The following is an 18,312-nucleotide window of genomic DNA, read 5'->3' as shown; positions in this document are numbered from 1 at the left end:
GCATCTGCCGCAGTTTTCAGGGCTTTACTCGCGTGTTTAGCACCAAATAGCATCCGTAACCAATTACCACTCCCCAGAGCGCGGAAGACAGCCCATATAACGACATGCCAGACGCCGTGACCACAAACGTAATCAAAGATGCTTCTCGATGGTTCGCATCTTCCAGCGCGGAAAACAGATTCCCGGAAATAGCACCCAGCAGAGCCAATCCCGCCAGCACTGCAACAAACGCCGCAGGCAGTAATGTGAACAGGCTGACAATGGTTCCGGCAAACAGCCCACCTACAAGATAAAAAACTCCGTTAAACACGCCTGCAATGTAACGGCGGGACGGATCTTCATGGGCATCTTTACTCGTGCAAATCGCTGCCGTAATTGCTGCCACGACCGTGGTTATACCGCCGAAAAATGCTATTGGCAATGAGACCAAACTGGTTACTCCAATGATCGGTTTTGCCTTCACTGGGTAACCTGCCCCCTGAATTACTGCCATCCCCGGGAGGAATTGTCCCGTAAGGCTCACCAAAACCAGCGGGACTGCCAGGCTCAGGGTGGAACCTAGCGACCACTCTGGTTTAATGAATTGCGGAACCGCCAAGCTCAAGCGCACGCCAGACAGCGACGCCCCCTCCAATGCAACTGCGAGGATAACACCGGCAATCAACAACAAAACCAGGGTATATTTTGGAAACAGTCGCCGGAATACGACATAGCAAGCCAGCATGCCGATGGCCAAAGCCGGAGTCGTTTCAATGGCGGTGAACGCTCCCACACCAAACTGGAACAGTATGCCCGCCATCATTCCCGCAGCAATGCCCTTGGGAATAGCGCGAACAAAGGCATCAAAAGTCCCCGAAACACCAATGATAAAGATAATTATTGCGGCTGTTATGTAAGCACCCACGGCTTCATTCAGAGACAGCCCCGGGAACAGCGACACCAGCAAGGCTGTGCCGGGTGCTGACCAAGCCGTCACCACCGGCGCTTTCAGCCAGATTGATAGAATAATTCCGGATATTGCCGCGCCCATGGAAATAGCCCAAACCCAGGAAGTCATCATCTCCGTGGATATGCCCGCGCTCGCCCCAGCTTGAAAAAATATGGCTAATGGCCCCGAGTAGGACACCAGGACAGCCAGAAAGCCGGCTACAATAGCCGGCAAGGAAAGATCTTTCAGTAGTCTCGACATAAGCGTGAACCCGATATTGATTATTATAAATTCGGCTCATAAAAAAAGCCCCGGACATTGAGCAACGGGGCCGAAGAAGGAAAGGTTCGATAACTTGTACCGCGCCGCTGATAACGTCATCGGCAAGTGATTCTCGCCCGCTTAGCCTAAATCGCCGCCAGCCACAGGAATCACCGTTCCAGTAATGTAGCTGGCAGCATCCGATGCGAGGAAAAGGATGGGTTCTGCCTGCTCATCCAAGGTACCGTACCGGTGCATAAAACTGTTTTCCGTCGTCTGGTCGATCAACCCTTGGTACCACGTCTTTTCTTGCTCAGTCTGTTCTTTTGCATTGCGCGGCGTCAGCCGCGGTGGCGCCTCGGTACCGCCAGGCGCGGTGGCATTCACCCGGATATTGTGCGACGCGTACTCGTACGCCATATTGACTGTCATAGCGTTCACGCCACCCTTGGCCGCTCCGTACGGCACTCTCATCAGTCCGCGTGTTGATACGGACGATACGTTCACAATCACGCCGCCCTTTTGTTCGAGCATATAGGGAGAACAGCGCGGCAGCACCACAGCGTTGTGAATAGTGAGCGCTGAATTTCTTTTTCAATCTGTTCAGGCGTGTATTGATCAAAGGGTTGGGCCCAGATTGTACCGCCCACATTGTTGATCAGAATATCAATCTTGCCGAACTGCCTATACGCCTCCGCCATAATGCTTTCAGCGCCCGCCCAGGTCTCCAGGTTGGCCTGAACAGCAATCACACTAACGCCCTGATCGCGCAGATCTGCGGCAACGTTGTGCACATAATCCGCGATATCCACTAACAGCAAGCTTGCGCCTTCAGCGGCTGCCAATTCGGCAACACGCTTGCCAATGCCTTGGGCGGAACCGGTAATAACCATCACTTTATTGGTGAAGCGGGCTTTCATGCCACTTTCTCCCCAGATCCTGACTCGCTCGGTGTGAATTTTTCATAGTGGAAGGAGTGCGGCTTAATACCTTGCTCGCGGAAGTAGCCAAGCACGGAATCGACCATAGGGGGTGGCCCGCACAAATAGACATCCACATCGCCCTCGTTGAGTGGTGCGTTGTCCATGTGGTGAGTGACGTAACCTTTGCGCGGATGATCGCTTTCGTCGCTGGACACACAGGTAACGTAGCTGAACGTATCAATATCCTCAGCGAAGCGATCCAAAGCATCCAGACACACCAAGTCGTCGTCATTTCTGACTCCATAAACCAGGTGCGTCGGTACGTTACATCCGTTAGCCTTCATGTGTTCCAGTTTGGCCAACAGAGGTGCCAGGCCAGTTCCCCCAGCAAGCATCAATATTGGCCGCTCAACAGGTCGCAGATAGAAGCTGCCCATAGGCCCTGTCAGGTTTAGTTTGTCACCAGTGCGAGCTTTACCTACAAGCCACGAGCTCATCAGACCGCCCGATACATTGCGAATCAGAAAACTCAAATCACGGCTACCAGGCTTTGAGCTAAAGGAGTACGAGCGGGTTTCCTCTGTGCCTGGCACCTGAATTTTCACGTATTGCCCCGGCAGGAAAGCCAAGTCGTCGTCTGCCGTAATCTTCAATTCGATGGTGGTGGATGAGATCAGGTTTACTTCGGTTACAGTTCCGGTTTTTTTGGCATTACCCGTTTTGCACATGGTGGAAGCCACCGGGACTTCCACCACACAGTCACCGGAGGGCACCATCTGACAAGTCAAAACCATGCCCCGCTCAACTTCTTCTTCAGACAGCGCTTCGTCAAGGTACTCGTCACCCAAGTCGAACTCGCCCTGATGGCAAGCACCCTTGCAAGTGCCGCAAACGCCATCCGAGCAATCCATAGGCAGGTTTATCTTTGCACGATAGGCGGCATCAAGGACCGTTTCACCTTCATTGCAGGTCACAAAACGGGTAACGCCGTCTTCGAAGTTAAGTGCGATGTTATAACTCATTATGATGCTCTCCCCATCAATTAAAGGTGATAAACGTCCAGCACCTGATGGATGCAATCATTGTTCAGAACGATTCGCTTCTCACGGATCAACGGTTGTTCGCCTGTGATGTCCAACGTGTAGAAAGACGTCCCGAAAAACTCAGCCGCTTTCTTATAGCGGTAGGCCTTGGTCAACCAGTTAAAGCGCAATTTCACTTCGCTGTCGTTCTGGGACAGAATCTCCAGATTGCTCGTGAAGTGCGTTGTCCGTGGTTCCGGCATAGAACTGGCACCGGAACGCTCCGTCTTGATCCGGTAAATCCGATCTTCCAGACCGTCTTTGTTGGGGTAGTAGATGAGCGAGATTTCGCTTTGCGGATCCTCGGTCAACTCCCCATCATCGTCCCAAGCGGGCATCCAGTATGTGGCATCTTCGTGATAGCACGACAACCAGTTGTCCCATTCCCGGTCGTCCAGAAAACGGGCTTCGCGGATGATGAATTGTTCGATATCGTGATAACTGAGGCTCATGCGGTCTCCTCCCCTGACGTCAATGGAATGAAGCGCGCACGCTCGGCTTCAATCGCGCGAGTCATTTCAACTTGCCAGTGTTGATGGTGGTTCACGTAGATGCCTTCGTCATCCGGCCTGGCCCCGCTCATGACCGGCTTCATGCCAATCTGATCGGCGTGTTCGTCGGGGCCGTCAATCCAGTGCTTGGCACCACGGCTCATGTCGTTCCAGCGCATACCGCTGGCCTCATAACCGTTCTGGCAGGCACGGAATTCTTCCAGATCGTCCGGTGTCCCCATTCCCGTCACGTTAAAGAAATCCTCATATTGACGAATACGCTTGGCTCGAAGTTCAGAGGGCTCGTTCTTTGGACCAAACGCGTAAATCGTTACTTCTGTCTTATTAACGTCAATCGGTCGCGTCACACGAATTTGCGTAGAGAACTGATCCATAATGTAAACGTTCGGATACACACACAGATTTTTCGTGGTACGAACAATAGAATCGGCACGAGCCTCACCGTAGGCCTTTTTCAGGCGCTCCAGTTGACTGAAGATCGGGCGCACTTCCGGGTTCAGCAAGCGGGTCCACAGCATAATATGGCCGTTTTCGAAGGTATAGAAGCCACCCTGTGCCGACCAACTCTTGGCGTCGACCGCCTCGGTTCCCCCCTTGTCATAATTACGCTGCCCCATAGTAGACAGATAGTTCCAGTGCACGGTGCCAACGTGGTAACCGTCGGCGCCGTTTTCTGCGGTCAGCTTCCAGTTGCCGTCGTAGGTGTAAGTCGAGCTGCCCCTGAGGACTTCCAGGCCGTCTTCGGATTGGTCCACAATGTTGTCGATAATCTTGGTGGTTTCGCCCAGATGCTCTTCGAGCGGCATCACGTCAGAGCTCAGGCTGCCAAACAGGAAACCACGATAATTGCTGAACTTCGGCATTTGCTTCAGGTCGTGGGAACCATCGGTATTGAACTGTTCCGGATAACCACCCACCTTCTGGTCCTTTGCCTTCAGCAGTTGGCCGTCATTACGAAAGGTCCAGCCGTGGAACGGGCAGGTAAAGGAGGTTTTATTTCCACGCTTTTTGCGACACAGGGTGGCACCACGGTGAGAGCATGTATTCAGAATGGCTTTCAGCTCGCCATCTTTGGTGCGGGTAACGACCACTGGTTGGCGACCAACCGTGACTGTGTAGTAATCCCCGGGTTCCTGAATTTGACTCTCGTGAGCCAGATACACCCAGCCGCCTTCGAAAACGTACTTCATTTCCAGGTCGAACAGTTCCCGATCCGTGAATATGCCGCGATCACATTGATAACGGCCGGTCTCCGGATCCGCGACGACTGCATTGCGCACCTTCTCTGCGAGCTTGTCGAGTTTGGTAGTCATGTCGTTCACTCCGTTTTGTTCTTGGATGGCACTTACGCAGCGTCTGTTTGCAGGGCGCGCTGACGTGCGTGGCGTTCTTGGAGTTCTGCTTTATCCGTGGCAACCAGGACTATGTTGAATTCAACCTCGGTGACCGGACCATTTAAACGGTGCTCGGAAGCGGTTTCGGAATGCTCAACGCGGTTGGCTTCCACCACCAGCTCTTCGCGGGTTGCGAATGCGAAGTCGTCATAGGTGTACTCGTCCCCGGCAATATTGATCTGGGTGGTCAGGTGTTTGTAACCCGGCTTCGACACGAAGTAGTGAATGTGCGCAGGGCGCTGGCCATGGCGGCCCAAATGGTTCAGAAGCTGTTGAACAGAACCTTCCGGCGGAACCCCGTAGCCAGAAGCCATGATGCTTTGAGCGACGTAACGGCCTTGGGCATCTGTCTTGATGCGACGGCGCAGGTTGTACTCACTCTGTGACTGGTCAAAGTACGAATAGGCGCCTTTGGTGTCAGCATGCCAAATATCGACAATGGCGTTGGCCAGTGGCGAGCCCTTTTCGTCTGTGACCTGACCCTTGATCAGAACCACCTCAGCGCCTTCGTCGGATCCATCGTCCATGCGGGCAAAGCCATCACTCATTGGTGCTCCTGCAACGTAAAGAGGGCCTTCAATCGTGCGGGGTGTTCCGCCAGTTAAACCGGCCTGCTCGTCTTCAGCGTCTTGGCGGATATCCAGATAACGATCCATGCCCAATCCCGGAGCCAACAGGGCGGCCTCACCATTTGCGCCCAATTCGCCGACGTAATAAACAGCGCTCCAGAATTCTTCTGGTGTGACATCAAAATCCTCAACGATCTGAAAGATGTCGCGCATAACGCGATGAACGATTTTTTTAACGCGCTCATTTCCGCCGTCTCTGTCGAAGCCAGCCACTTTATCCAGTAGTTCTTTGACATCGGCTGATTGCATTGTTTTAACGGTCATTGTTGATCTCCTCGATCTTTTATTTTTGTTGCTCAAGACAGCTCTCAATTGGCAACGTCATATATGCCGCCCCTCTTCCACGAAGACACCGGCACTTGGTTCACAGCTCCTGCTTAGCGATCATCCTCGTGAATTGAGGACGGATGACGGCACAGGGGCGCAACGGTAATGTCCATATAGGGAAACAGCGGAAGATTGCTGATCAGCTCCTGTAATTCGGCATTGTCCTCAACGTCGAAAATACTGACATTTGCGTAACTGCCCGCTACACGCCACAAGTGGCGCCACTTGCCCTGTTTTTGCAGATCCTCGGCGTATGCTTTCTCGCGTGTTTTGATATCAACCGCGACATCTGCAGGCATATCGGTGGGCAGATTGACCTTCATTTCAACTTTGAACAGCATGCAAGCTCCTCCGTTTATTGATCTTTGCGGCGGTATTCAGCCAGCTTGTCTTCATCTATTTCGACGCCCAGCCCCGGCCCCGCCGGAAGATCAACGCCATTGTTATGAAAATTCAGCGGCTTGGTTACGATGTCGTCCTTCATAAGCAGCGGACCAAACATCTCCGTACCCCAATGCAGGGTCTCCAACGTAGACCATGCGTGAAGGGCCGCTACCGTCCCAATCGTGCCTTCTAACAATGTGCCTCCGTACAAGCCGATACCCGCAGCCTGGGCTACAGTTGCCTGCTCCAGAGCACGAGTAGGACCGCCGGCTTTAGCGATTTTCATTGCTACGGCTCCGGCAAAACCTGCGGCGGCCAGGGCAAACATATCTTTCGCGTCCGCTATGGACTCGTCCGCCAGAATCGGGATATGAAACTTCCGGGAGAGTCGAACCAAGGCGCCAAGGTCTTTCATCGGGGTAGGCTGTTCGACCAGATCAATGCCGGCCGACTGAAGCTCTGCCATCCCTTTGGTCGCTGTGGTTTCATCCCAGGCCTGATTCACATCGACCCGCACACTCGCCTGCTCTCCCACTGCCTCCTTAATAGCGGCAACGTGGCGAACATCATCCATCACCCGGCGCGATCCGATCTTCAATTTGAAATCGCAATGGCGTTTTTGCGCCAATAAGCTCAGCGCTTCGTCGATGTCTCTGGCGGTGTCGCCGCTGGCCAATGTCCACAGCACAGGAATATGCTGATGCAACGCACCCCCAAGCAAATCAGATACAGGGCGGTTCAGCCGCTTTCCTTGCAAATCCAGCAACGCGGTTTCAATGGCTGACCGCGCCAGGTTGTTGCCTCGGGTTGAGCGGTTTAACATTACCCTCAAGGTATTGATGTTATCCGCAGGCTGCCCCACAAGTTGCGGCTTGAAATAGGCTTCAATGGTAAGCTTTACACTTTCAGGCTCTCTTGGCCGTAGGCCAGGCCGCCTATGGTGGTGGCTTCACCTAGCCCCTCGAGCCCTTCAGAGTCTTTCATTCGCACGATTACCATGGTCTGAACACCCATGGTTGTCATCGCCAGCTGGTGCGGCCGAATGGTTGGTATATCTACCAGAATGGCTTCAATGGACCGAATTGTTGCGAACATTTACTCTCCAAATCACAAGTAGAAAAAGCTTATATTTTGAACAGTACGCAGTTTTACTCACCCGCACTAATATTGATTTAGTAATAACCAATACCCTGGAGGTATGAGTGGAGCTCAGACACTTACGATATTTCGTAGCGGTAGCGGAAGCCTTGAACCTGACCCGGGCGGCAGAAAAGCTGTTTATTGCTCAGCCGCCCCTAACCCGGGCTATCAAACAACTGGAGGAGGAGTTGGGGGTAGAGCTATTTATCCGCAAACCCCGGGGGCTTCAATTGACCACTGGAGGAGAGTATTTCCTGGAACAGGCGCGGCAGATTCTCAACAAAGTTTCCGGCACGATTAACGACACTCGCCGAATTGCACAACATCGAAAAACGCTGTTCTCGATCGGTTTCGTGCCCTCAGTGTTTTATGGGCAGCTGCCATTTATGGTCAGACGTTTGAGGCGCAACAAAAATCTGGAAATCGTCCTTCATGAATTGAAGACACGGGAGCAGGTGGATGCACTGAAAGCAGGCAAGATAGACATTGGTTTTGGTCGCGTGCGGATTGAAGACCCCGACGTGGAACAGACGCTGCTGTTTGACGAGCCCATGATTGCCGCGGTACCCGCCGGCAGCTCTCTAACCAAGCACCCACCCACCCTTAAGGATTTATCGGAATGGCCGATGATTACCTTTCCCTCTACCCCCGGCCCCAATTTCGCGGACATGACCCAGAGTCTGTTCCATCGCTACGGCCTGCGCGTTAACGTGATGCAACAGGTCAATGACGTGCAGACCGCTCTATCCCTGGTGGCCTCGGATATGGGTTTTACGTTGGTTCCGGAACAGATCCGGCGCGTGCACAGGGAAGGGGTGGACTACATGCCCCTGGAGGACGACAGCATTACTGTGCCGGTAATTGCATCAAGGCGAAAAGGCGAAAATCCCAACGCAGTGATGCGGCTGGCAAATACCATTCTGGATGAGCTGGTGGAAAACCGACTCACCGGGCGCTACCCCTGACTCAACACCGGCACCGCGACAGAGCGAAGCCCGGATACTTGCGCACCAACATAGTCCCGATCTCCGGTTTTAAGAACCTGACTGCCCATCCCTGCTCCTTTACCGCCCAAAAGACAGCACTTGCATGCTAACAGCTAGTTCGGTGTCCGAACATCCGTGCATTTTTGTAACTGGTGAAAATTCATACTTGACGACGGTAAAACCTTCGAGCCATTATGTTCGCATATTAAACTTATGTTCGCACATCGAACTTTGACAATCACTGCAATGGAGACTCTGTGATGGCTGAATTTCTCTCCCTGAAGGAGGCCGTGAGCCGCCACATCAACAATGGCGACACGGTCTGCATGGAAGGCTTCACCCACCTGATTCCGTTCGCCGCGGGCCATGAAATCATACGTCAGGAAAAACAAGACCTGACCCTGATCCGCATGACCCCGGATCTGGTTTATGACCAGATGATCGGTGCTGGCTGCGCGAAAAAACTGATCTTCTCCTGGGGCGGCAATCCCGGCGTGGGCTCACTTCACCGCCTGCGGGATGCCGTTGAGAACGGCTGGCCGAACAAGCTGGAAATCCTCGAACACAGCCACGCCGCCATGGCCAGCGCTTATGAAGCCGGAGCCGCCGGGCTGCCGCTCGCCGTGCTGCGCGGCTATGTGGGCAGCGACCTGCCGAAAGTGAATGACCAGATCAAATTCATTGAGTGCCCTTCACCGGTGAGCGCCTGGCCGCGGTGCCTTCGGTTCGCCCGGATGTCTCCGTGATTCATGCCCAGCGCGCCGATCGCAAAGGCAACGTACTCGTTGAGGGCATTATCGGCATCCAGAAGGAAGTGGTGCTGGCAGCCAAGCGCAGCATCGTTACCGTTGAGGAAATCGTCGATGATCTTGGCGCTTCCGTGAATGCCTGCGTACTGCCGTCCTGGGCTATCACTGCCATCGCCGAAGCTCCGAAGGGCGCCAGTCCTTCCTACGCACTGGGTTACTACGACCGTGACAACGCCTTCTACAAAGAATGGGACGGCATCGCTCGTGACCGCGAAACCTTCCAGGCCTGGCTGAAACAAAACGTGTTTGAAAAAGGAGCTGCGTGATGAGCTTGAATATACCTCTTCGGAAATGATGAGCGTCACTGCCGCTCGCGCACTGACCAACGGCATGACCTGTTTTGTGGGTATCGGCCTGCCCAGCGAGGCGGCCAACCTGGCGCGCCTAACCCATGCGCCGGACGTGACCCTGATTTACGAGTCCGGTACTTTGCAGACCAAACCAGATGTTCTGCCGCTCTCCATAGGTGACGGCGAGTTGTGCGAGTCTGCCCTGACCACGGTTTCGGTACCGGAGATGTTCCGCTACTGGCTGCAAGGTGGCCACGTCAGCGTCGGCTTCTTGGGCACCGCCCAGATTGACCGTTACGCCAACCTGAACACCACCCTGATTGGTGACTACCGCGAGCCCAAAGTCCGCCTGCCTGGCGGTGGTGGCGCACCGGAGATTGCCACCAGTGCGAAGGAAGTATTCATTACCGTTAAACATTCCAAACGCACCTTCGTTAAAGATGTGGATTTTGTGACCACTGTCGGCTTCGGCCGCGACGGCAAAGCCCGGGATAACGTACCTAACATTGGCAATGGCCCAACCGTGGTGATCACCGACCTGTGCATTCTGAAACCGGATCCAGAAACCAAAGAACTGGTGGTCAGCTCCCTGCACCCAAACGTGACCCGAGAAGACGTGATTGCGGCCACCGGCTGGGACATTCGCTTTGCAGAAAACCTGGCAACAACACCGGAACCCGGCACCAGGGAGTTGGAAGTACTACGTGACCTGAAGGCACGCACCAACGCCCACCATGCCAGCCAACAATGAGATCCATCATGACTGACGTCTATCTATGCCATCCCCGCCGGTCGGCCATTGGCCGCTTCGGCGGCTCCCTGTCCAGCATTCGCCCCGACGACCTGGCGGCCCATATCTTCAAGGCCGTACTGGAACAGGCCCCGGAACTGGACCCTGCCGCCATCGAGGAAGTGATGATGGGCTGTGCCAACCAGGCTGGCGAAGACAATCGCAACGTGGCGCGCATGTCGGCGTTGCTCGCGGGCTTGCCTACCTCAGTCCCCGGCACCACACTCAACCGTTTGTGCGGCTCTGGTATGGATGCCGTAGGCACAGCTTTCCGCGCCATTCGCGCAGGCGAGATGGACCTGGTGCTGGCCGGGGGTGTGGAATCCATGTCCCGTGCGCCCTACGTCATGGGCAAGGCCGACAGCGCGTTTTCCCGCAAACAGCAGATTGAAGACACCACTATTGGCTGGCGTTTTGTAAATCCGTTGATGAAAAAGCAGTATGGCATCGATGCTATGCCGGAAACCGCCGAGAACGTCGCCGAACAGTTCAACGTATCGCGGGAAGATCAGGATCTGTTTGCGTTGCGCTCCCAGCAAAAAACCGCCCAGGCGCAACAGGCGGGCACCTTGGCCGAAGAGATCGTCGCAATCTCAATTCCGCGTCGCAAACAGGAACCGCTGGTGTTCGATACCGACGAACACCCCCGCAGCACCACCCTGGAGAAGCTGGCCGCCCTGCCTGCACCCTTCCGTGACGGCGGCAGCGTCACCGCTGGCAATGCCTCCGGTGTGAACGACGGTGCCGCCGCCATGCTGGTCGCCAGTGAGAGTGCAGTTAAGGCTCATGGTCTCAAACCCATGGCCCGCATTCTGGGCATGGCCACGGCCGGAGTGGAGCCACGCGTGATGGGCATTGGCCCGGTGCCCGCCGTTCGCAAACTGCTGGAGAAGCAGGGCGTCAGCATCAATGACATCGACGTGATCGAACTGAACGAAGCCTTTGCCGCCCAGGGCCTCGCGGTCCTGCGTGAACTGGGCGTCGCCGATGACGATCCAAGGGTGAATCCGAACGGTGGTGCCATTGCCCTCGGCCACCCTCTGGGCATGTCCGGCGCCCGATTATTAATGACGGCGGCCCATCAGCTCCAGCGCACCAACGGCCGCTACGCCATATGCACCATGTGTGTAGGTGTCGGCCAGGGTATTGCTACACTCATCGAACGGGTCTGAAACAGACGGAAGTAAGGAGAGCCCATGGCATTTCTCAAACACAACGGCCGCACCATCTGTTATCGCTTGCTGGGTGACAGCGCGAAACCGCTGCTCCTCATGGCGCATCCCCTGGGTATGACCCAGGGCGTATGGGACGACATGCTGCCCACATTGCTGGGTAAATTCCGGGTACTGACCTGGGATCTGCCGGGGCACGGTGCCAGCAGCGCCTGGCCGGAAGAATCCGACCAAATCACTCCAGAAGAGCTGGCGCAGGAAGCCCTCGCGCTCGCTGCAGTTGCTGCCGCCGAGAACTTCCACTTTATCGGCACTTCTATTGGCGGCGTGATTGGCCAGCAGCTCCTCAGCCAGCATTCGGACCGGTTGCTATCCACCACGCTCACCAACACCGGCGCCGTCATTGGCACGCCCGAGGCCTGGAACAGCCGCTCAGCGAGCGTCATGGAACTCGGTCTTGATACCATGGCAGTGGACATAGTGCCACGCTGGTTTGGCCCTGCCGCCTGTGATCAGCAGCCCACCCTGATAGAGGGCTGGCGCGTCATCCTGGGACGCGTTGATAATCGCAGCTATGCGTTGCTGTGCGAGATGCTGGGCGAATGTGACTTCCGGGAAAAACTGCAAAACCGTCGTACACCCCTGGTGCTGGTGGGTGGGGCCGACGATGTCGCGACACCGCCAGAGACACTGCAAGCCCTGGCCCAGTTCAGCGGCGCCGAGGCACCGGTGATCCTCGAGCGGGTTGGTCACGTGCCCTCCGTGGAATGCCCGGACAAACTTAATCAGATCTTGCTTGATAACCTGGCCTGAACGCCAGCCCTGAAGCCAGGCCTTGTCGTCAGGGGCCTGGTTTCGTGTTTGCAGCCTCGCTTTTCAGAATACGGACAAAGCTCTGCACTGCGCGGATAGCTCGCCGCACAAAAAGCCTTAGCGTTTATCCACGATGCGAACTCTTGCCCAGTGGAAACAGAACCATGATCAATACCGTCCCCCTCGAACAAGAAACCTCTCACCCCGGACCTTCCAAGGCCCTGGTCTACGGAACACTGGTTCCGGCAATTGCCAGCTCAGCCGCACTGCTGATTATGGCTGACGCTTCGATCCAGGTCGCTCTCGCAGCCCTGACCCTCGGTTTGGCCACCACCGCGCTGATACTCTGCGCCAGATTAAAGCCAGTGACGGTCACGGTCCGGGAACAAGCACCGACACCCGAACCTGTGCAAGAGCCGGAGATACAAGCTCCGCCCCCGGCTCCGGAATCACCAGATCCCATGCTGATTAGTCACCTGGATGATCTGCACAGCAACGTGAATGTCATACTTGCCGAGATGGACGAGGCCGGCAAACTCGCCAAAGCGTCCGGGGCCAAAGTAGCCCAAAGCGCGAACTGCATTTCCGAATCCGAGGCGTCTATACGGGAACTGGTGAACTTCATGAGTCGCATTGATGACGTCTTTACCCAGCTTGGCATGCAGTCTAAAGAGATTGGCAGCATCGTGGGTAAAATTCAGGACATTGCCAAACAGACCAACCTGTTGGCTTTGAATGCCTCTATTGAGGCCGCCCGGGCAGGGGAACACGGTCGTGGTTTTGCCGTGGTCGCCGATGAAGTGCGCAATCTGGCGGTGCGTGCCAACGAATCCAGCGAGGGCATTCGCGCCATCGCCAACAGCCTCAATACAACCTCGGTCGAGGCCGGTAATGGCATGGACCAAATCCGGGAGTCCTGCAGCCAGTGTCTGGGCCAGTCGGGCGAAGCCTTGCAAGCCATGAAGGATATTCAGGCCGGTGCGGTGGCACGCATGGAGGTGGTACAGGGCATTACCGACCGGCTGCAGGTTCAGCGCAACCTCACCCATCAACTTTACACGGATCTCAGCGCATAACACCGAGATTCCCTAGCCTTTTTTTGTCGGGCAAACGACTGAATTGCAACGCTTAGCCACCAGCGCTGCAATCACCGGACACCCCCGTGCAGAAAACGGATATTTATATAGCGACTTCACGCCTCTAATAGCAGAACTTACAACAACAATCTGAGGTGTTGAAATGAGCAGGATCACATTCCTTGCCAGTGCAGTACTGGCAACCACATTTACCGCCGGACTCTCTTCTGCCGCCCTGGCGGCCACGGGCGATCCAGTAAAAATCGGTCTCATGCTGCCTTTTAGTGGCATTTACGCGCAACTTGGCGAAGCGGGTCGGGATGGCCTTAAGCTGGCATTGAAGGAACACGCATCAGAGCTGCATGGATCTCCGGTGGAGTTCATTGAGCTGGATACCGAAGCCAAACCGTCCCGCGCGCCGGAACTGGCGTCCTCGATGCTCAATCAGCACAAAGCGGATTTCGTAATTGGTCCGGTCCATTCTGGCGTTGCCATGGGCATGATCAAGATGCTGCGAGGCAAGGACACCATCATGATCATCCGAACGCGGGTTCCGCCGCCGCAACCGGGCCACTGTGCTCCCCCAACGTATTTCGCACGTCGTTTTCGTCTTGGCAGCCGTCTTACCCCATGGGCAAGGTGGCGCTGGAGAAAGGCTATAAAAAGGTTTATGCCATCAGCTGGAACTACGGCATGGGTCGCGAGAGCCTGGATGCATTCAAAGAATCGTTTACCGCGGGCGGCGGTGAGATTATCGAGGAAGTACTACTGCCCTTCCCGTCTACCAATTTCCAGTCTCACGTCAGTGCCATCGCCGACAAAAACCCGGACGCCGTGTTCACCTTCTTCGCCGGTGGCGGCGCCATCAAATTCGTGAAGGATTACGACGCCATGGGCCTGCGCGGCAAGATCCCGTTGCTGGGCTCCGGTTTTCTTACCGAGGGCACCCTGCAAGCTCAGGGCGAAGCCGCGGAGGGCGTGATTACTGGCCTGCACTACGCCGAAGAGCTTGATGTTCCCAAAAACCGGGAATTCCGCGAAGCCTTTAATACCGAATACGGTCACTACCCCGACATCTACGCAGTTCAGGGGTATGACGCCGGACAAGCTATTGCCAGCACCCTGGACCAGCTCAACGGCGACATCTCGGACAAACAGGCCGCAATCGCCATCATGGAGAAATTGACCATCGACAGCCCAAGGGGAAAGTTCACCTTCTCCAAGGCTCATAACCCGATCCAGAATATCTATCTGCGGGAAGTGAAGGATGGCGTGAACGTGGTGCAGAGCGTAGCTGCAGAAGCGCTGGAAGATCCCGCCCGCGGCTGCAAGCTCTGAGCGCGGGTTCCGCTAGCCTCCGGCACTCGCCGGGGGCTTATTCGAAGCTCCCTACCCGCACCTGAACTGAATTTTCCGTAAAACCGTTGGGTTCCGTTATGTCTACCGAACTTTTCTTTGTGCAACTCGTCAATGGCGTCCAGTACGGGTTGCTTTTGTTTCTGATCGCCTCCGGGCTAACCCTGGTGTTCGGCGTTATGGGCATTCTCAACCTCGCCCACGGTTCCATGTATATGGTGGGCGCGTATCTGGTGTGGTACTTCGTTGCACTGACCGGCAGCTTTACTGTGGCCGCCATTCTCTCAGCCGTGATCGCTCTGGGGCTGGGCATACTCATAGAGCGAATGCTGATACAGCGGCTCTATAACCGCAATCACCTTGACCAGGTGCTGCTGACCATAGGCATGATATTTGTATTCAATTCTCTGCAAAGCATCCTTTGGGGCAACGACCCCTACGGCGTGGCCGTTCCACATGCGCTTAGCGGCTCAGTACCCTTTACCGACAACTCCAGCTATCCGATTTACCGCATCTTCGCGGCTGTAATCTGCATCGCCATTGCTGCTGCGTTGTATTTTTTGGTGAGCAAAACGCGTCTGGGCATGCTGATTCGTGCCGGTGAATCCAATAGGGAAATGGTTGAAGCTCTGGGCGTTAATATCAAAAGCTCTACACCATTGTGTTCGCCATCGGCGTCATGCTGGCTGCCATATCAGGCATTATTGCCGCGCCCATGAGTTCCATTGTTCCGGGTATGGGAGAAAGCGTACTGATTACCTGTTTCGTGGTGGTGGTCATCGGCGGCATGGGCTCCATCAAGGGCGCCTTCGTGGGTGCTCTGCTTGTCGGGATTATCAGCACCTTTGCGGCGGTCCTGATACCGACCATGTCCAACATGATTATCTACATCTTTATGATCCTGGTGCTGCTGGTGAAACCCCAGGGCCTGTTCGCAAAGTAAGCGGAGCCGAACATGATTTTTGAAAAGCGCACTGAACGCATTTTCCTGGCGATCTTTTTCCTGATTGCCCTTTGTATTCCTCTGTTCCTGGAGGACAACTCGTTCTTCGTGGGAAAAGTTACCACCATCCTGATCCTGGCCGTCTTCGTGATGTCGCTTGATTTTCTGGTCGGGCGTGTTGGTCTGGTAACCTTGGGACATGCCCTCTTCTACGGTCTGGGGGGGTACCTGTTCGTCATCCTTACCCCCGAGTATGAAGCGGTCAACTTCTGGGTTTATGCTTTCTACGTAATGGGGATCAGCGCCCTGATCGCACTGGTTATTGGCGCCGTGGTGCTTCGCACATCTGGCATCTACTTCATTATGATCACTCTGGCCATATCGCAAATGGGCTATTACTTCTTCTTCGACTCGCTGGAATTCGGCGGTGGGGACGGCCTGTTTATTTTCATGAAGCCGGAGACCAGTATTTTTGGCCTCAGCTTCCTGAATCTCGATAACCCGACGCACTTCTATTACCTGGCATTGCTGGGCGTGCTCATTACCCTGCTGACGATAAAGATCGTCTTACGTTCGCGTTTTGGCCGGATTATCGAAGCCAGCCGCCTGAATCCGGAACGTACTGAGGCGCTGGGCTACAACATCTTCGCCTTCCGCCTGATCAGTTACGTCATCGGCAGTACCCTGGCGGCCTATGCTGGCTTGTTGTTTGCCTTGCAATACGGTTACGTGAATCCGCAATTCATGACTTGGGAGATGTCTGGTACCGCGCTGGTAATGTCCATTCTCGGGGGCATGGGAACGATCTACGGCGCCATTCTCGGCACTATCACGTACGAGGGTCTGCAGTATTTTTTCGAGCACGTGAGCCAAGACTGGAAGCTGTTCATGGGCGGCGCCATCATCTTGATGGTCTTGCTGCTGCGCAAAGGCCTAGCCGGTTATCTTGAAAAACTGCTGGAGAAATAATCATGGCCAACAACATCATTCTGGAAACCGAATCCCTCAGTAAACACTGGGGTGGCATCAAGGCACTCAACGATATTTCGCTGCAGTTCCATGATAAACAACTGCACGGAGTGGTAGGCCCTAACGGGGCTGGCAAAAGCACCTTGCTTAACATGCTATGCGGCACGCTGAAGCCCACCAGTGGTTGCATTCTCCACAAGGGCGAACAGATAGAGGGCATGAAGCCCTGGAAATTTGTGCGCCGTGGCATCGGCCGCAGTTTCCAGAAAACCAATATCTATGCCGATGTCAGTTGCTTGGAAAACTGCGCAGTGGCAGCCCAACGCCGCTTTGCGGGCAGCTTCAATCTGTTTGCATCACGCCATGCCAACAAGCTGGTCAGGGAAGCTGCGGAAAAAGCGCTTCACCAGGTTGGTTTGGCCGACCGGATTAGCACTATCGCGGCGGAAATATCCTACGGTGAACAGCGACAGCTGGAACTGGCCATGGTGCTTGCAACCGATCCCTGCATCCTGCTGCTGGACGAACCCATGGCAGGCATGGGTCACGAGGAATCCCTGCGCATTATCGAGCTACTGAACGAACTCAAGCAAACTTACAGCATTGTGTTGGTAGAGCACGATATGGATGCCATTTTCGAACTCTCAGACCAGCTGACCGTGCTTGATAACGGCACCCATCTGATTACCGGCACCGTGGATGAGGTGCGCAATGATCCTCGAGTGAAAGAAGCCTACCTGGGTAAGGACGACGAGGAGGAAGCCGCATGAACACTACACTTCTGGAAGTAAAAAACCTCAATACCCTTTATGGCCGCAGCCATATCCTCCACGACTTGTCATTCCGGCTTGAAAAGGGTCAGTCCATGAGCCTGATGGGCCGCAACGGCATGGGAAAAACCACCACGCTGAAATCGATCCTGGGCATCGTGTTACCACGCAGTGGCCATATTTATTTCGACGGTGAGGACATCAGCAAGCTACCAACCTGGAAGCGAATGCGCCGCGATATCGCGTATGTCCCGGAAGGCCGGGGCATGTTTCACAACCTGACCGTGAAGGAACACCTGCAGATGGCCGCCCGCCCGGACAGAAATGGCAAATCCGACTGGGATTTCGACCGGGTCATGGCAACCTTTCCCCGCCTTCAGGAGCGGTTGTCGAACCTGGGCACGGAACTTTCGGGAGGAGAGCAGCAAATGCTGGCTATCGGTCGGGCACTCGTTACCAACCCGCGGCTTATGATGCTCGATGAAGCCACAGAAGGCCTGGCCCCACTGATCCGGGAAGACATCTGGAATGTCATTGCGACCATCCGGGAGTCCGGCATTTCCACGCTTGTGGTGGATAAAAACATCAAGGCCCTGAAAAAACTATGTGACCGACACGTGGTTGTTGTAAAAGGCAAAATTCACTTTGATGGCAGCTCTGAAGAACTGACCCAGAACTTGGAGAACGTCGAAACAGCGCTCAGTGTCTAAACGTACAGAAAACGGATAGGAATGTTCATTAACCGGATATTTGATCGG

The 18,312-nt window shown here is 55.0% G+C and carries 16 protein-coding genes and 4 pseudogenes; 11 read left to right on the top strand and 9 right to left on the bottom strand.

The window, feature by feature from the left end:
* Positions 1-16 precede the first annotated feature (16 nt).
* From BCA33_RS05075 to BCA33_RS05040, 8 genes and pseudogenes are all read right to left on the bottom strand, one after another.
* Complete coding sequence (locus tag BCA33_RS05075; protein ID WP_071263907.1) at positions 17-1,189, bottom strand: benzoate/H(+) symporter BenE family transporter; 1,173 nt, start codon at positions 1,187-1,189, stop codon at positions 17-19.
* Positions 1,190-1,330: 141 nt separating this feature from the next.
* A pseudogene (gene benD / locus BCA33_RS05070) lies at positions 1,331-2,109 on the bottom strand (benzoate diol dehydrogenase BenD).
* Positions 2,106-3,134: a benzoate 1,2-dioxygenase electron transfer component BenC gene (gene benC, locus BCA33_RS05065; RefSeq protein ID WP_071263905.1), complete on the bottom strand. Its 1,029-nt coding sequence runs from the start codon at positions 3,132-3,134 to the stop codon at positions 2,106-2,108. The pseudogene benD and the gene benC overlap by 4 nt, the downstream one beginning before the upstream one ends.
* Positions 3,135-3,154: 20 nt before the next feature.
* Complete coding sequence (gene benB, locus BCA33_RS05060; protein ID WP_071263903.1) at positions 3,155-3,646, bottom strand: benzoate 1,2-dioxygenase small subunit; 492 nt, start codon at positions 3,644-3,646, stop codon at positions 3,155-3,157.
* Entirely contained in the window at positions 3,643-5,019 is a 1,377-nt protein-coding gene (locus tag BCA33_RS05055; RefSeq protein ID WP_071263901.1) for a Rieske 2Fe-2S domain-containing protein, read from the bottom strand. The genes benB and BCA33_RS05055 overlap by 4 nt, the downstream gene beginning before the upstream one ends.
* A 32-nt stretch (positions 5,020-5,051) precedes the next feature.
* A complete protein-coding gene (gene catA, locus BCA33_RS05050) occupies positions 5,052-5,993 on the bottom strand; it encodes a catechol 1,2-dioxygenase (protein WP_071263899.1) in 942 nt (313 codons plus the stop codon).
* Positions 5,994-6,106: 113 nt separating this feature from the next.
* Positions 6,107-6,397: a muconolactone Delta-isomerase gene (catC, locus tag BCA33_RS05045; RefSeq protein ID WP_071263897.1), complete on the bottom strand. Its 291-nt coding sequence runs from the start codon at positions 6,395-6,397 to the stop codon at positions 6,107-6,109.
* Between the two features lie 14 nt (positions 6,398-6,411).
* Positions 6,412-7,535: pseudogene (locus BCA33_RS05040) on the bottom strand (muconate/chloromuconate family cycloisomerase).
* A gap of 107 nt (positions 7,536-7,642) precedes the next feature.
* Here BCA33_RS05040 and BCA33_RS05035 point away from each other — a divergent pair.
* From BCA33_RS05035 to BCA33_RS22530, 6 genes and pseudogenes are all read left to right on the top strand, one after another.
* Complete coding sequence (locus BCA33_RS05035) at positions 7,643-8,545, top strand: LysR family transcriptional regulator (protein ID WP_071263894.1); 903 nt, start codon at positions 7,643-7,645, stop codon at positions 8,543-8,545.
* Between the two features lie 281 nt (positions 8,546-8,826).
* Positions 8,827-9,641 (top strand): annotated as a pseudogene (locus BCA33_RS05030) (CoA transferase subunit A).
* Between the two features lie 25 nt (positions 9,642-9,666).
* Positions 9,667-10,416 (top strand): CoA-transferase subunit beta, encoded by a 750-nt coding sequence (locus BCA33_RS05025; RefSeq protein ID WP_071263892.1) that lies wholly within the window; start codon positions 9,667-9,669, stop codon positions 10,414-10,416.
* Between the two features lie 8 nt (positions 10,417-10,424).
* The gene (gene pcaF, locus BCA33_RS05020; RefSeq protein ID WP_071263950.1) at positions 10,425-11,627 is read left to right on the top strand and encodes a 3-oxoadipyl-CoA thiolase; all 1,203 of its coding nucleotides are present in this window, start codon (positions 10,425-10,427) and stop codon (positions 11,625-11,627) included.
* Between the two features lie 24 nt (positions 11,628-11,651).
* Positions 11,652-12,440, top strand: a complete 789-nt coding sequence (locus BCA33_RS05015; protein WP_071263890.1) for an alpha/beta fold hydrolase — start codon at positions 11,652-11,654, stop codon at positions 12,438-12,440.
* A 164-nt stretch (positions 12,441-12,604) separates the two neighbouring features.
* Positions 12,605-13,516: a methyl-accepting chemotaxis protein gene (locus tag BCA33_RS22530; protein WP_071263888.1), complete on the top strand. Its 912-nt coding sequence runs from the start codon at positions 12,605-12,607 to the stop codon at positions 13,514-13,516.
* 352 nt (positions 13,517-13,868) lie between these two features.
* Here the strand turns inward: BCA33_RS22530 and BCA33_RS22690 are convergent, their stop codons facing one another.
* Complete coding sequence (locus BCA33_RS22690) at positions 13,869-13,997, bottom strand: hypothetical protein (protein ID WP_368087218.1); 129 nt, start codon at positions 13,995-13,997, stop codon at positions 13,869-13,871.
* A gap of 149 nt (positions 13,998-14,146) precedes the next feature.
* Between BCA33_RS22690 and BCA33_RS05005 the strand changes: the two genes are divergently transcribed.
* The 5 genes and pseudogenes from BCA33_RS05005 to BCA33_RS04985 all read left to right on the top strand — a co-directional run bounded on the left by BCA33_RS05005 (position 14,147) and on the right by BCA33_RS04985 (position 18,264).
* A complete protein-coding gene (locus BCA33_RS05005; RefSeq protein ID WP_368087217.1) occupies positions 14,147-14,854 on the top strand; it encodes an ABC transporter substrate-binding protein in 708 nt (235 codons plus the stop codon).
* A gap of 98 nt (positions 14,855-14,952) precedes the next feature.
* Positions 14,953-15,815, top strand: a pseudogene (locus tag BCA33_RS05000) (branched-chain amino acid ABC transporter permease).
* 12 nt (positions 15,816-15,827) lie between these two features.
* A complete protein-coding gene (locus tag BCA33_RS04995; protein WP_071263886.1) occupies positions 15,828-16,784 on the top strand; it encodes a branched-chain amino acid ABC transporter permease in 957 nt (318 codons plus the stop codon).
* A gap of 2 nt (positions 16,785-16,786) precedes the next feature.
* A complete protein-coding gene (locus BCA33_RS04990) occupies positions 16,787-17,554 on the top strand; it encodes an ABC transporter ATP-binding protein (protein WP_071263884.1) in 768 nt (255 codons plus the stop codon).
* A complete protein-coding gene (locus BCA33_RS04985; RefSeq protein WP_071263882.1) occupies positions 17,551-18,264 on the top strand; it encodes an ABC transporter ATP-binding protein in 714 nt (237 codons plus the stop codon). Before BCA33_RS04990 ends, BCA33_RS04985 begins: the two co-directional genes overlap by 4 nt.
* The last annotated feature ends 48 nt before the right edge of the window (positions 18,265-18,312 follow it).

Origin of the sequence: Marinobacter sp. AC-23, assembly GCF_001858325.1 — a bacterium.
Classification (GTDB): Bacteria; Pseudomonadota; Gammaproteobacteria; order Pseudomonadales; family Oleiphilaceae; genus Marinobacter.
This window is presented reverse-complemented; position numbering and strand designations above follow the sequence as displayed.